Origin of the sequence: Rhizorhabdus dicambivorans, assembly GCF_002355275.1 — a bacterium.
In the GTDB taxonomy this organism is placed as follows: Bacteria; Pseudomonadota; Alphaproteobacteria; order Sphingomonadales; family Sphingomonadaceae; genus Rhizorhabdus; species Rhizorhabdus dicambivorans.
In genome coordinates this window covers 432,564-445,932 of sequence record NZ_CP023449.1, presented here as the reverse complement: position 1 = coordinate 445,932, position 13,369 = coordinate 432,564, and the positions used below count along the sequence as shown (strand labels likewise).

At 67.7% G+C, this 13,369-nt stretch carries 14 protein-coding genes; 10 read left to right on the top strand and 4 right to left on the bottom strand.

Going from position 1 to position 13,369, the window contains the following annotated elements; all coding sequences use genetic code 11:
• The first annotated feature begins 10 nt into the window (after positions 1–10).
• Both CMV14_RS02080 and CMV14_RS02075 read left to right on the top strand, forming a co-directional pair.
• Entirely contained in the window at positions 11–880 is an 870-nt protein-coding gene (locus CMV14_RS02080) for a 3-hydroxyacyl-CoA dehydrogenase family protein (RefSeq protein ID WP_083215705.1), read from the top strand.
• A 2-nt stretch (positions 881–882) separates the two neighbouring features.
• Entirely contained in the window at positions 883–1,230 is a 348-nt protein-coding gene (locus CMV14_RS02075) for a DUF952 domain-containing protein (RefSeq protein ID WP_066960195.1), read from the top strand.
• Between the two features lie 8 nt (positions 1,231–1,238).
• Here CMV14_RS02075 and panC read toward each other — a convergent pair whose 3' ends face one another.
• On the bottom strand, positions 1,239–2,084 hold the full coding sequence (panC, locus tag CMV14_RS02070) for a pantoate--beta-alanine ligase (protein WP_066960193.1): 846 nt from the start codon (positions 2,082–2,084) through the stop codon (positions 1,239–1,241).
• Between the two features lie 82 nt (positions 2,085–2,166).
• Between panC and CMV14_RS02065 the strand changes: the two genes are divergently transcribed.
• The 4 genes from CMV14_RS02065 (at position 2,167) to CMV14_RS02050 (ending at position 7,449) form a co-directional block, all read left to right on the top strand.
• Entirely contained in the window at positions 2,167–2,964 is a 798-nt protein-coding gene (locus tag CMV14_RS02065; protein WP_066960191.1) for a division plane positioning ATPase MipZ, read from the top strand.
• Complete coding sequence (locus CMV14_RS02060; protein ID WP_066960188.1) at positions 2,961–3,353, top strand: J domain-containing protein; 393 nt, start codon at positions 2,961–2,963, stop codon at positions 3,351–3,353. Before CMV14_RS02065 ends, CMV14_RS02060 begins: the two co-directional genes overlap by 4 nt.
• Positions 3,354–3,535: 182 nt before the next feature.
• Positions 3,536–4,918 carry a phosphoglucomutase/phosphomannomutase PgmG gene (pgmG, locus tag CMV14_RS02055; RefSeq protein WP_066960185.1) on the top strand — a complete coding sequence of 461 codons (1,383 nt, stop codon included), beginning with the start codon at positions 3,536–3,538 and terminating at the stop codon, positions 4,916–4,918.
• Between the two features lie 122 nt (positions 4,919–5,040).
• On the top strand, positions 5,041–7,449 hold the full coding sequence (locus CMV14_RS02050; RefSeq protein WP_066960182.1) for a ligase-associated DNA damage response DEXH box helicase: 2,409 nt from the start codon (positions 5,041–5,043) through the stop codon (positions 7,447–7,449).
• 156 nt (positions 7,450–7,605) lie between these two features.
• On the opposite strand, the gene CMV14_RS02045 is transcribed toward CMV14_RS02050, so the two are convergent.
• Positions 7,606–8,094, bottom strand: a complete 489-nt coding sequence (locus CMV14_RS02045; RefSeq protein WP_066960175.1) for a hypothetical protein — start codon at positions 8,092–8,094, stop codon at positions 7,606–7,608.
• Between the two features lie 149 nt (positions 8,095–8,243).
• On the opposite strand from CMV14_RS02045, the gene CMV14_RS02040 reads away from it, so the two are divergent.
• The 3 genes from CMV14_RS02040 to CMV14_RS02030 all read left to right on the top strand — a co-directional run bounded on the left by CMV14_RS02040 (position 8,244) and on the right by CMV14_RS02030 (position 11,087).
• Positions 8,244–8,813 carry an outer membrane protein gene (locus CMV14_RS02040; protein WP_066960172.1) on the top strand — a complete coding sequence of 190 codons (570 nt, stop codon included), beginning with the start codon at positions 8,244–8,246 and terminating at the stop codon, positions 8,811–8,813.
• A 177-nt stretch (positions 8,814–8,990) separates the two neighbouring features.
• The gene (gene dnaN, locus CMV14_RS02035) at positions 8,991–10,094 is read left to right on the top strand and encodes a DNA polymerase III subunit beta (protein ID WP_066960169.1); all 1,104 of its coding nucleotides are present in this window, start codon (positions 8,991–8,993) and stop codon (positions 10,092–10,094) included.
• Between the two features lie 36 nt (positions 10,095–10,130).
• Positions 10,131–11,087 carry a glutaminase gene (locus tag CMV14_RS02030; RefSeq protein ID WP_066960166.1) on the top strand — a complete coding sequence of 319 codons (957 nt, stop codon included), beginning with the start codon at positions 10,131–10,133 and terminating at the stop codon, positions 11,085–11,087.
• A gap of 123 nt (positions 11,088–11,210) precedes the next feature.
• Here CMV14_RS02030 and bdcA read toward each other — a convergent pair whose 3' ends face one another.
• Positions 11,211–11,924 carry an SDR family oxidoreductase gene (bdcA, locus tag CMV14_RS02025; RefSeq protein ID WP_066960163.1) on the bottom strand — a complete coding sequence of 238 codons (714 nt, stop codon included), beginning with the start codon at positions 11,922–11,924 and terminating at the stop codon, positions 11,211–11,213.
• A gap of 72 nt (positions 11,925–11,996) precedes the next feature.
• Here bdcA and CMV14_RS02020 point away from each other — a divergent pair, with 72 nt between their 5' ends.
• Complete coding sequence (locus tag CMV14_RS02020) at positions 11,997–12,596, top strand: TetR/AcrR family transcriptional regulator (RefSeq protein WP_066960162.1); 600 nt, start codon at positions 11,997–11,999, stop codon at positions 12,594–12,596.
• Positions 12,597–12,644: 48 nt separating this feature from the next.
• Here the strand turns inward: CMV14_RS02020 and CMV14_RS02015 are convergent, their stop codons facing one another.
• Positions 12,645–13,250: an EF-hand domain-containing protein gene (locus CMV14_RS02015; RefSeq protein ID WP_066960159.1), complete on the bottom strand. Its 606-nt coding sequence runs from the start codon at positions 13,248–13,250 to the stop codon at positions 12,645–12,647.
• Between the last annotated feature and the right edge of the window lie 119 nt (positions 13,251–13,369).

The following is a 13,369-nucleotide window of genomic DNA, read 5'->3' as shown; positions in this document are numbered from 1 at the left end:
CAGCATCATGGTGGACGTCATCGGCGTGGTCGGCGCGGGGCAGATGGGCGCGGGCATCGCCCAGATCGCGGCACAGGCCGGCATCAAGGTGCTGCTGTCCGACGTCTCGCTGGACGTCGCCGCCAAGGGCAAGGCCGGGATCGTCAAGCAGCTCGACAAGGCGGTCGAGCGCGGCAAGCTCGACGCCGCCAAGCGCGACGCGGCCGACGCGCTGCTCGTGCCGGTCGCCGATCTGGAGCCGATGCGCGCCGCCGAGATCATCATCGAGGCCGCCACCGAGCGCGAGGCCGTCAAGCGCACCATCTTCGAGACCATCGCCAAGGTGCTCAGCCCCACCGCGATCCTCGCCACCAACACCTCGTCGATCTCGATCACCCGGCTGGCGCAGGCGGTGCCCGATCCACAGCGCTTCATCGGCATGCACTTCTTCAACCCGGTGCCGCTGATGCCGCTGCTCGAGCTGATCAGGGGTCTCGCCACCGGCGAGGCGGCGGTCGAGGCGGCGCGCGAATTCGGCCGCAAGACCGGCAAGACCACGATCCTCGCCACCGACAGCCCCGGCTTCGTCGTCAACCGCATCCTGCTGCCGCTGCTCAACGAAGCGGCCTTCGCGGCGGGCGAACGGCTCGCCTCGATCCCTGACATCGATGCGGGCATGAAGCTGGGCTGCGGCCACCCGATGGGCCCGCTGACCCTGGCCGACATGGTCGGCCTCGACACGATCGTCGAGGTGCTCAAGGTGTTCCAGGCCGATTTCGGCGATCCCAAATATCGCCCCGCGCCGATCCTGCTGAAGCTGGTCGAGGCCGGCTGGCTGGGCCGCAAGACCGGCAAGGGCTTCTACGACTATTCGGGCGAAACCCCGGTGCCGAGCTTCTGATCGTGGCGGAGGCGGTCGCCTACAAGATATTGCTCGGGCCGGAGCTGGCGCGGCTGGAGGCGGATGGCCGCTTCGACGGCGCACCGGTCGACCTGGCCGATGGCTATATCCACATGTCGACCGCCGACCAGCTCGGCGAGACGCTGGCCAGGCATTTCGCCGGGCGGGACGATGTCCATATCGTCACGGTCGACCTGTCGGTGCTCGGCGACGCGCTGAAGTGGGAGGTGTCGCGCGGTGGCGCGCTGTTCCCCCATCTCTACGCCCCCCTGACGCTCGACGCGGTGCTGGCCTATGGGCCGCTGGAATATGAACCGGACGGGACGATCAGGCTGCCGGTGGCGGGCTGATTCGACGGTCAGGCTTTGCCCACCGCCAGATTGTCGATCAGCCGGGTCCGCCCCAGCTTCGCCGCCGCGATCAGGCGGGCTTCGCCGTCCGGCCGCTCGACCGGCTCGAGGGTCGCGGCATCGACCAGCGCGACATAGTCGATCGGATCGAACCCGGCGTCCCTGAGCCGCGTGATCGCGGCATCGAGCGCCGCCTTGACGTCGCCGCCCTTCTCGATCGCCGCCTTGGCCTCGCCCAGCGCGCGCGGCAGGGTGCGGGCCGTCACCCGCTCCTCGGGGCCGAGATAGGCGTTGCGCGAGGACATCGCCAGGCCGTCATCCTCGCGCTGGGTCGGCACGCCGACAATCTCGATGTCGATGTCGAGATCGGCGACGAAGCGGCGGATCACCGCCAGCTGCTGGAAATCCTTCTCCCCGAACAGGGCGATGTCGGGCTTCACCTGCTGGAACAGCTTGGTGACCACCGTCGCCACCCCGGCGAAATGGCCGGGCCGGGCGGCGCCGTCCCAGCGCTCGCTCACGCCTTCCACGCTGACGGTGGAGGCGAAGCCCGCCGGATACATGGTGGCGACGTCGGGCGCCCAGAGCAGCGCCGCTCCCGCCGCCTCCAGCATCGCGACATCGGCCGCCTCGCGGCGCGGATAGGCGTCGAGATCCTCGTTAGGGCCGAACTGGGTGGGGTTGACGAAGATCGAGACGACGACCTGGCACCCCTTGGCGCGGGCGGCGTCCACAAGGGCGATATGGCCGGCGTGGAGCGCGCCCATCGTCGGCACCAGCGCCACCGACGCGCCACTTATCCTCAGTTTTGCGACCGCCGCTCGCAGATCAGCTATGTTCCGGACGATATCCACCGACTATAGACCCCTTTCAGTGGAAGCTCCTTGGACAAGGCCGCCCGGCGGATCAAGCACGGTGCGGTGAAGGGAACGAAGTTTGCCGAACGCCCATCTGATCACCTTCGCCAACGAGAAAGGGGGGTCGGGCAAGTCGACCACCTCGGTGCATGTCGCGGTCGCGCTCGCCGCCGCCGGCAGGCGGGTCGCGGCGATCGACCTCGACACCCGCCAGCGCACGCTAGCCCGCTATCTGGAGAACCGCGTCGCGACCGAGCGGCGGATCGGCCAGCCGCTGCCGACCCCGACCTTCGAGACCTTCGACAGCGCGCGCGGCCATCTGCTCGACGACCTGATCAACGGCTTTTCCGCCGACCATGACGTCATCGTCATCGACACGCCGGGCCGCGACGACGAGCATGCCCGCGCCGCGATCGTCCGCGCCGACACGCTGGTCACCCCGATCAACGACAGCTTCGTCGATCTCGACCTGATCGGCCAGGTCGATCCCGAGACCTTCAAGATCCGCCGCCCCAGCTTCTACGCCGAACTGGTGTGGGAGGCGCGCAAGACGCGCGGCCGGATCGACGGCGGCACGGTCGACTGGGTACTGCTGCGCAACCGCCTCCAGCATCTGGAGGCGCGCAACATGCGCCGCGTCGCCGACGCGATGCAGGACCTCGCCAAGCGGGTCGGCTTCCGCGTCATCCCCGGTCTCTCCGAGCGCGTCATCTATCGCGAACTCTTCCCCAAGGGGCTCACCCTGCTCGACCTGAAGGCGATCGGCAGCGAGGCCGGCATCGGCCATGTCGCGGCGCGCCAGGAACTGCGCGAGATGGTGGCGGGGCTGGCGCTGTCGCAATGGCCGCAGCATCAGCCCCAGGCTGTCGCGGGGTGATATTGCTGCTGCTGGCGGCCGCCGGGGTCGCCTGGTGGTATTGGGGGCGCAATCTCTCGCGCCAGCAGCTGATCGCCGCGGCGTCGGCGATCGGCGGCCTGTTCCTGCTGACGAAAGGCGCCTGGGCGGTCGCGCTGCCGATGTTCCTGCCCGGCGTCTGGCTGCTCGTCCAGCCCGGCCTGGCCGGCGCCGGCACCCCGCCCCGCATGGACGTCGAGGAGGCCCGCCGCGTGCTCGGCGTCGAGCCGGGGGCCGATCCCGATGCGATCCGCAACGCGCATCGCCGGCTGGTGGCGAAGGTCCATCCCGACCAGGGTGGATCGGCCGAACTGGCCAGCAGGGTGAATGCCGCGCGGGATATATTGCTGGCGGAACTACAGAAGCGCTAGAGAAGTTCGGACAGCAAGATCCTCCCCATCGCAGATGGGGAGGGGGACCATGCGCAGCATGGTGGAGGGGTTTTCCAGCGATCGAGGTCGGACACCCCTCCACCGCTCTTCAAGCGGTCCCCCTCCCCACCGCTTCGCGGCAGGGAGGATCTTTTTTCGATATATCGACCACGGAGGCCCCTTTGACCCATCGTTTCGACCCGACCAGCTTGCGCGAATATGACATACGCGGGATCGTCGGGAAGACATTGGGGACCGCCGATGCCTATGCGATCGGGCGGGGCTTCGCGACCCATGTGCGCCGCGCCGGCGGCACGCGGGTGGCGGTCGGCTGGGACGGGCGGGTCTCGTCCGAAAGCCTGCGCGACGAACTGGTGCGCGGCCTGACCGAAAGCGGCGTCGATGTCGTCCGCACCGGCCTCGGCCCCACGCCGATGCTCTATTTCGCCGAGGCGACGCTGGAGGTGGACGGCGGCATCCAGATCACCGGCAGCCACAACCCCGCCGACTATAACGGCTTCAAGATGGTGCTGGGCCACAAGCCCTTCTTCGCCGGCCAGATCCAGTCGATCGGCGAGATGGCGGCGACCGGCGACTGGGAGGAAGGCGCCGGCACCGTCAGCGACGCCGACATCGAAGACCTCTATGTCGATCGGCTGCTGGAGGACTTTTCCGGCCGGGCGTTCCGCATCGGCTGGGACAATGGCAATGGCGCGGGCGGCCGCATCCTGGAGAAACTGGTCGCGCGCCTGCCCGGCGAGCACCATGTGCTTTACGCCGATATCGACGGTCGCTTCCCCAACCACCACCCCGACCCGACCGAGGAGAAGAACCTCGCCGACCTGAAGGCGCTGGTCGCGGAGAAGGGCCTGGACTTCGGCATCGCCTTCGACGGCGACGCCGACCGGATCGGCGCGATCGACGGCCGGGGCCGGGTCGTCTGGGGCGACCAGATCCTGTCGATCCTCGCCGAGCCGGTGCTGAAGGAGGTGCCCGGCGGCACCATCATCGCCGACGTCAAGGCCAGCCAGGCCCTGTTCGACCGGGTGAAGGAACTGGGTGGCGAGCCCTGCATGTGGAAGACCGGCCACAGCCTGATCAAGGTCAAGATGGCCGAGACCCACAGCCCGCTGGCGGGCGAGATGTCGGGCCATATCTTCTTCAAGCATCGCTGGTATGGCTTTGACGACGCGCTCTATTCGGCGGTGCGCCTGATCGAGGCGATCAGCCAGCTGGGCGGGTCGCTGACCGCGCTCAAGGACCGGATGCCGGTGCTGATGAACACCCCCGAGCTGCGCTTCCAGGTTGACGAGAGCCGCAAGTTCAAGGTGGTCGAGGAAGTGCTCGACCGGCTCGAAGCCTCGGGCGCCGAGGTCAACCGCACCGATGGCGCGCGGGTCAACACCCCGGATGGCTGGTGGCTGCTGCGCGCGTCGAACACCCAGGACGTGCTGGTCGCCCGCGCCGAGGCGAAGGACCAGGCCGGGCTCGACCGCCTGCTCGCCCAGATCGACGAGCAGCTGGCGGCTTCCGGGCTGGAGCGCGGCGAACAGGTCGCGCATTGATCCAATCCAACCCGTCACCCCAGCGAAGGCTGGGGTCCATGTCTGTCGCATCAGGCGATGGCATCTCCCGTCGAGAGAGACATGGATCCCAGCCTTCGCTGGGATGACGTAAAAGGGTTGGTGTGGCCAACCTCCCCACCCCCCTCACCGACTGGTTCGCCGCCCGGGGCTGGGCGCCGCGCCGGCATCAGCTGGAGATGCTTGCCGCCGCGCGGGCGGGGCGCGATGCGTTGCTCGTCGCGCCGACCGGCTCCGGCAAGACGCTGGCCGGTTTCCTCCCCACGCTCGTCGAGCTGATCGAGGCGGGCGGCGGGAAAGGCCTCCACACCCTCTATGTATCGCCGCTTAAGGCGCTCGCGGTCGACGTGCAGCGCAACCTGCTGACCCCGATCGCGGAGATGGGCCTCGACATAAGGGTCGAGACCCGCACCGGCGACACGCCCTCCGATCGCAAGGCGCGGCAGCGGGTCAAGCCGCCGCAGATCCTTCTCACCACTCCCGAATCGCTGAGCCTGCTGCTGTCCTATCCCGACAGCGCGGCGCTGTTCGCCGGCCTTAGGACGGTGGTGATCGACGAGGTCCATGCCTTCGCCACCACCAAGCGCGGCGACCTGCTCGCCCTTTCGCTCGCCCGGCTGGAAAGTCTGGCCCCGGAGATGCGCCGGGTGGCGCTGTCGGCGACGGTCGCCGATGTCGATGCCTATCGCGGCTGGCTGTCGGGCGATGGCGACTATGAATCGGTGGCGTTGGTGCAGGGCGAACGCGGCGCCGAGCCCCGGGTCGATATCCTGATCCCGGAAGGGCGCATCCCCTGGGCCGGCCATTCGGGGCGCTATGCCGCCGAGCAGGTGATGGCCGAGATCGAGACCCACAAGACCACGATCATCTTCTGCAACACCCGCAGCCTCGCCGAACTGATCTTCCAGGACCTGTGGAAGGTCAACGCGATGGGCCTGCCGATCGGCATCCACCATGGCTCACTGAGCAAGGAGGCGCGCCGCAAGGTCGAGGCGGCGATGGCCGAGGGGCGGCTGCGCGCACTGGTCGCCACCGCCAGCCTCGATCTCGGCGTCGATTGGGGCGATGTCGATCTCGTCATCCAGATGGGCGCGCCCAAGGGGGCGTCGCGCCTGCTCCAGCGTCTCGGCCGCGCCAATCACCGGCTCGACGAGGTGAGCGAGGCGGTGATCGTTCCCGGCAACCGCTTCGAATATCTCGAAGGGCGCGCCGCGATCGACGCGATCGAGGCGGACGAGCTCGACAATGAGCCGTTCCGGCCGGGCAGCATCGACGTGCTCGCCCAGCATGTGATGGCGATCGCCTGCGCCGGCCCGTTCGAAGCCGGGGACATGCTTGCCGAGGTCCGGCGCGCGGCGCCCTATGCGACGCTTACGCCCGAGCAGTTCGACCGGGTGCTGAACTATATCGCCAATGGCGGCTATGCGCTGAAGGCCTACGAGAAATATCGCCGGCTGACCCGCGATCCGGACGGCCGCTGGCGGATCAGCCATCCCCAGTTCGCCGCCCAGCATCGCCTGAACGCCGGCATCATCGTCGAGGCGCCGATGCTCGACGTGCGCTTCAGGAACGGCCGCAGCCTCGGCAAGGTCGAGGAGGGGTTCGGCGTCACCCTGGCACCCGGCGACTGCTTCTTCTTCATGGGGATGGCGCTGGAGGTCCAGAAGATCGACCTGACCGACCTGATCGTCCGCGCCACCACCAAGCCCGCGCGCATCCCCACCTATGGCGGCGCGCGCATGCCGATCTCGACCCATCTGGCCGAGCGGGTGCGCCGCTATCTCCACGACCCGTCCGAATGGCCGCGCTTCCCCGACGATGTCCGCGACTGGCTGGAGATGCAGGCCCGCCGATCGCGCCTGCCTGCCCCCGACGAGTTGCTGGTCGAGACCTTCCAGCACGAGAAGCGCCATTATATGGTGATATACAGCTTCGAAGGCTGGAACGCGCACCAGTCGCTCGGCATGCTGCTGACCCGGCGGATGGAGAGCATGGGGCTGTCGCCGCTGGGCTTCGTGGCGAGCGACTATGCGATCGCCTGCTATTCGATCCACCCCGTCACCGATCCCGCCAGCCTGTTCTCCGCGACGATATTGGAAGACGAGTTCGTCGACTGGGTCGAGCGGTCGGCGCTGCTCAAGCGCGCCTTCCGCGAGGTGGCGGTGATCGGCGGGCTCGTCGAGCGCCAGCACCCCGGCAAGAAGAAGTCGGGCCGCCAGGTCACCTTCTCGACCGACCTGATCTATGACGTGCTGCGCCGCTACGAGCCCGATCATCTGCTGCTCGACGCCGCCTGGGCCGATGCGCGGGCGAAGATGACCGACGTCGGGCGATTGGGCGCTCTGATCGAGCGCGCGGCGGAGCGCATCGTCCACGTGAAGCTCGACCGCGTCTCCCCGCTGGCGGTGCCCGTGCTGGTGCTGATCGGCCGCGAGACGGTGGCGCAGGGGCTGGCCGACGACGCGCTGCTGATCGAGGCCGACGAACTGGCGAAGGTGGCGATGGAGGAGTGAGGAGATCGCTTCCTTCCTCCCTCTCCCGCCTTCGCGGGAGAGGGTCGGGGTGAGGGTCTTCTTCTTTTTCCAACCAGCAAACAGACAGAAGAAGAAAGAAGACCCTCACCTAACCTCTCCCGCGAAGGCGGGAGAGGTTAGGTGAGGGACGAAAGGCTATCGCCGCGCGCAGCCCAGCGCCGCCGCGTCGATCGCCGTCGCCACGCCCTTGAGCAGATAGCCGTCGGAGCGGTCGCGGCCGTCCTTCGATACCCAGGCGATCCGCATCGAGGTGCTGGAACGCATCGCGGCGACGATCGCCGCGTCCTGGCGCGCATCAAATGCCCAGGCGTCGGCCGCAGCGGCGGTCAGCGCGAAATCGCGGTCGGCGAAGATCAAGCGCACCGGGCTGTTCGGCGCGCGCGCCAGGCGCAGGCGGAAATGGACCTGGCCGGAGATGCGCTGGCGCGGCCAGATGCCGACCGCGGCGAAGCTGCGCCATGCCCCGTCGCCACGCCTTTTGGGGGTCGCGATCGCATAGCAGCGCGGCGGATTTGCATCGCGAAAGGCACCCCAGTCCGAAAAAATTCCGAGCGGCGTCCGCCCAGGCGGGGCCGCCGAAATCAGCATCGGCACCGCGATCAGCCAGCAAATCCGGGCCTTCAATCCGTCAACCCCCCGACCTTCGGTTCGTGGCAAAAATGCCACATTTTCCGTTGTTTATCTGGCGTTCATGCAACCTCCGGCGGGTTGGTGCACTAGGCCACCCACGTCTCCAACAAGGCCCGGAGACGAGGTAGAAATGGAGTTATACTATGCGCAGCATCGTTGTCGCCGCCCTGTTTGCGGCCAGCGCAGCCACCCCCGCCCTTGCCCAGGATCGCGCGCCCTTCACTGGCCCCCGCGTCGAAGGTCTCGCCGGCTGGGATCGCGTCCAGAACAACGGTCATGACGACGGCGTCCACTATGGTCTGGGCGCCGGCTATGATTTCCAGGCCGGCGGCGCGCTGGTCGGTATCGAGGCCGAGGCCGCCGATTCGAGCGTCAAGCAATGCGCGGGTTCGCGCACCGTCGCCGATCCGCGCGTCTGCGCCAAGACGGGCCGCGATCTCTATGTCGGCGGCCGGCTCGGCACCGTGGTCGGCGGCCGCACCCTGCTCTACGCCAAGGGCGGCTACACCAACGCCCAGGCGAAGCTGACGAGCAATGACGGCACCACCCAGACCACGCTCGGCAAGACCAATCTCGACGGCTACCGGGTCGGTGCGGGTGCGGAATATGCGATCGGCCAGAACAGCTATGTGAAGACCGAATATCGCTATTCCAACTATGAGAACGGCTTTTCGCGCCATCAGGTCGTCGCGGGCTTCGGCTTCCGCTTCTGATCGGTTGCACCCGTTCCAGGCAGAGAGGGCTCGGCGGAAACGCCGGGCCCTTTTTCCATGGCAGGCCGGCGGACCTTCACCGAATTATCCCCGCTTAGTTGCAGCTGGGGACTAGCGGGGCTGCGAAGCCGCGCTATAGTCGCCTTCCTTTGAACATCGGGGATGCCGGGGCAGTCCATGAAGGCAACGATCGAACGCGCGACGCTTCTGAAGAGCCTGGGCCACGTCCAGTCGGTGGTGGAGCGGCGCAATACGATCCCGATCCTGTCCAACGTACTGATCGAGGCGACATCGGAGGGCACGCTCCGCCTGATGGCGACCGACCTCGACCTGCAGATCGTCGAGCAGGTCGCCGCCGCTGTCGACCAGCCGGGCGCGATCACCGTCTCCGCCCACACCCTGTTCGATATCGCCCGCAAGCTGCCCGAGGGCAGCCAGGTCCAGCTGGCGGCCGCCGACGGCAAGATGCAGGTCGTGGCGGGCCGCGCCCGCTTCAACCTGCAGACCCTGCCCAAGGACGATTTTCCGATGATCGCCGAGGGCGAGCTGCCGACCAAGTTCGAGCTCGCCGCCGAGATATTGAAGCAGCTGATCGACAAGACCCGCTTCGCCATCTCGACCGAAGAGACCCGCTACTATCTCAACGGCATCTTCTTCCATGTGCAGGACGACGTGCTGAAGGCCGCCGCCACCGACGGCCACCGCCTCGCCCGTGTCACCATCCCGCGCCCCGACGGCGCCGAGGGGATGCCCGACATCATCGTGCCGCGCAAATGCGTGGGCGAGCTGAGGAAGCTGCTCGACGAGGTCGACGGCTCGGTCGACATCTCGCTGTCGTCGACCAAGATCCGCTTCGGCCTGGGCACCGCGATCCTCACCTCCAAGCTGATCGACGGCACCTTCCCCGACTATAACCGGGTGATCCCGACCGCCAACGACAAGCTGCTCAGGATCGATCCGAAGAGCTTCATGGAGGGCGTCGACCGCGTCGCCACCATCGCTTCGGAAAAGACCCGCGCGGTGAAGATGGCGCTCGATCGCGACAAGATCACCCTGTCGGTTACGAGCCCCGAGAACGGCACCGCCGCCGAGGAGGTTCCCGGCGACTATGCCTCCAGCGGGTTCGAAATCGGCTTCAACGCGCGCTATCTGCTCGACATCCTCGGCCAGATCGACGGCGACATGGTCGAGGTCCACCTCGCCGACGCCGCCGCGCCGACGCTGATCCGGGAAAATGACAAGGCGCCCGCCTTGTATGTCCTGATGCCGATGCGGGTGTGATCGCGCATACGGGGATTTGAGATCGGGGGGTTCGATATGCCGGTGACTGCCGCTCCGGACCTCCAGGCCATCATCGACCGCATCGCCGAGGAGATGGCGGGCCAAGCTGATCGCGGCAAGGTGGCCGACTATATCCCCGGCCTCGCCCGGGTCGATCCGAAGCATTTCGGCATCTCCATCGCCACCCATGACGGGAAGATGTATTCGGCCGGCGACGCCGCTATGCCCTTTTCGATCCAGTCGGTGTCGAAGGTGTTCGCGCTCACCATCGCGCTCGGCAAGGTCGGCGATTCGCTGTGGCAGCGGGTCGGGCGCGAGCCTTCGGGCAATGCCTTCAACTCGATCGTCCAGCTCGAGGCCGAGCACGGCATCCCGCGCAACCCGTTCATCAACGCCGGCGCGATCGTCGTCGCCGACGTCATCCTCGCCGGCCACCAGCCGAAGGAGGCGATCGGCGAGATATTGCGCTTCGTCCGCCAGATCGCCGGCGACGACGGCATCATGATCGACGACGAGGTGGCGAAGGGCGAGGCCGAGACCGGCTTCCGCAACGCCGCGCTGGCCAATTACATGCGCAGCTTCGGCAATATCCACCATCCGGTGGAGCAGGTGCTGGGCGTCTATTTCCACCAGTGCGCGCTGACGATGACCTGCGAGCAGCTCGCCCGCGCCGGCCGCTACCTGATGCTGGAGGGCCAGCACCCCGATACCGGCTTCAACGTCATCTCGCCGATGCGCGCGCGCCGTATCAACGCGCTGATGATGCTGTGCGGCCATTATGACGGATCGGGCGAGTTCGCCTTCCGGGTCGGCATCCCCGGCAAGTCGGGGGTGGGCGGCGGCATCATGCTGATCGTCCCCGGCATCGCCTCGATCGCGGTCTGGTCGCCCGGACTCAACGATCGCGGCAATTCGACCCTGGGCTCGCTCGCGCTCGAGCGGCTGGCGGTGGCCACCGGCTGGTCGGTGTTCAACCAGCGCGAGCCGGGGTGACAGCATCGTCATAAGGCAAACGGAACATAGCATGTTCCGCAAGCGCGAATGCGCGCCCGAGCTTATGCGAGGAAAGCCAAGCCGAGCGGACGCTCGGCGCCCGGCGCCTGAGGGCCCAGCAAATCAAGCTCCGAAGCCGCCGTCGATCGTCTGCATCGATCCGGTGATCATCGCCGCCGAGGGGCTGGCCAGGAAGGCGGCATAATCGGCGATTTCGCTGGCATGGATATGGCGGCCTATCGCCATGAAACCGTGCATCGTCTCCGCCATCGGGCCCGCGGCGGGGTTCATGTCGGTGTCGACCGGCCCCGGCTGGATCGCATTGATGGTGATGCCGCGCGGCCCGAAGTCCCGCGCCAGTCCGCGCACCATGCCCTGGATCGCCGACTTGGTCATCGCATAGGCGCCGCCGCCGGCGAAGGGCATGCGATCGCCATTGGTCGATCCGATGATCAGGATGCGGCCATTGTCGGGCATCGTCCGCGCCGCCTCGACCGAGGCGTGATAGGGCGCGCGGACATTGACGTCGATCATATGGTCGATCGCGTCGGCGTCGCTTTCCAGCGGATCGCCCATCACCAGCGTGCCGGCGTTGACCAGCAGCAGGTCGATCGGCCCCTGCGCGGCGATCGCGGCGGTCAGCGCCCTGCGGTCGGCGCTGTCGACGCGGATCGCCTCGGCGCCGGTCTCGGCCGACAGCGCGGCGGCGGCGTCCGCCGATCCGGCGAAGGTGAAGACGACCCGGTCGCCCGCGCCCGCGAACTTGCGGACCAGCGCCGCGCCGATACCCCGGCTGCCGCCGAGGATGACCGTCTTGCGGTTCGATATCTGTGCCATGGGAAAGCTCCTTTGCATTTCTATAGTGATCGCTATATTAATGGCCGTGAGCCGATGCAAGAGGTTTTTATAATGGTCGCTACAAAAAAATCGCAGCCCCGGGGCCGGCCGCGCGGATTCGATCCGGATGCCGCCATCGAGACCGCGCAGCAGCTGTTCCAGGAAAAGGGCTATGACGGAGTCGGGGTCGCCGACATCGGCAAGGCGCTCGGCATCACCCCGCCGAGCTTCTACAACGCCTTCGGCAGCAAGGCCGCGCTGTTCGGCAAGGTGCTCGAACGCTATGCCGGGGGCTTCGGCCGGTTCGTCCCCGAAGCGCTGGCCGGGCAAGGCGGGGCCGCCGAGGCGGTGGACCGGATATTGCGCGACGCGGCGCGGCTCTATGCGAAACGTGACGGCGTCGCCGGTTGCCTGGTGCTCGATGGCGCACGCGGAAGCGGCGACGCGGAGGCGCAGGCGCTGACCGCGCGGATGATAGACGAGAGCCGGGCGATGATCGCCGCGCGCATCGCCGTGGAAGAGCCCGGGCGCGCCGACCTGCTCGCCACGGTCGTCACCACCGCCCTGAAGGGCATGAGCGCCGCCGCCCGCGATGGCGCGAGCGAGGCGGAATTGCGGGCTTTCGCCGATATGGCGGCGGCCGGTTTCAGGGCCATGCTGTCACGGCCATAGGAAAACCCTCTCCCCGGCGGGGGAGAGGGTCTGGAGGGGATGCCGGCCTCAGCCCTGCTTGTCGCGGGCCTCGCGCTGTTCCTTCCACTTGGCGCGCATTGCGTCGCGGGCGGCCTTGTGCTCCTCGGGGCTGATCGTGCCGTCGCGGTTGGCATCGACCCGGTCGAACATGGCGAGCGCGGGAGCCTGCGCCTCGGCGAGGCTGACCTTGCCGTCCTTGTTCGCATCCGCCCGCTCGAACATCCGGCCGCCAAAGCCGCCATGGCCCATCTTCATGCCGTGGCCGCCGCGATGCTGCCCGCCGAAGCGATGGCCGCGCTCGCCGTCACGCGGCGCCCGGGGCGCCATATATTCGTCCTTGGACAGCGCGCCGTTGCTGTCCTTGTCGAGCATCGCGAAATGCTCGGCACGGCGCTCTTGCCGCTTCTCGGCGAAGGCCGCGCGCTTCTTGGCGCGCGCCGCCTCAGCCTCGTCCTTGGTGACATAGCCGTCGCCATTGGCATCGAGCTTCTTGAAATGGTCGGCGATCTTCGCCTGCACCTCGGCGCGGGTCCTGGGCGGGCCATCGGAGCGCTCGCCGGGGGCGGCGAAGGCGGTGGCGGCGGCCAGCGTCGCGGCAAGCGCGGCTCCGGCGATCCAGCGGGTCTTGGTCATCTTGATATCCTTCGTGACGAATCGGTCTGAACGGTCGGCGGACCGGCAACAACAGGGAGAAATGCCGGTCCGCCTTGAGATGCGGTCTAGAAGCCGAATCTTGCCGCTATAGTTCGGCA

Coding starts and splice junctions, on each gene's coding strand:
- dnaN (WP_066960169.1), top strand. CDS start 8,991: ATGAAGGCAACGATCGAACGCGCGACGCTTCTGAAGAGCCTGGGCCAC.
- CMV14_RS02030 (WP_066960166.1), top strand. CDS start 10,131: ATGCCGGTGACTGCCGCTCCGGACCTCCAGGCCATCATCGACCGCATC.
- CMV14_RS02020 (WP_066960162.1), top strand. CDS start 11,997: ATGGTCGCTACAAAAAAATCGCAGCCCCGGGGCCGGCCGCGCGGATTC.
- CMV14_RS02040 (WP_066960172.1), top strand. CDS start 8,244: ATGCGCAGCATCGTTGTCGCCGCCCTGTTTGCGGCCAGCGCAGCCACC.
- bdcA (WP_066960163.1), bottom strand. CDS start 11,924: ATGGCACAGATATCGAACCGCAAGACGGTCATCCTCGGCGGCAGCCGG.
- CMV14_RS02015 (WP_066960159.1), bottom strand. CDS start 13,250: ATGACCAAGACCCGCTGGATCGCCGGAGCCGCGCTTGCCGCGACGCTG.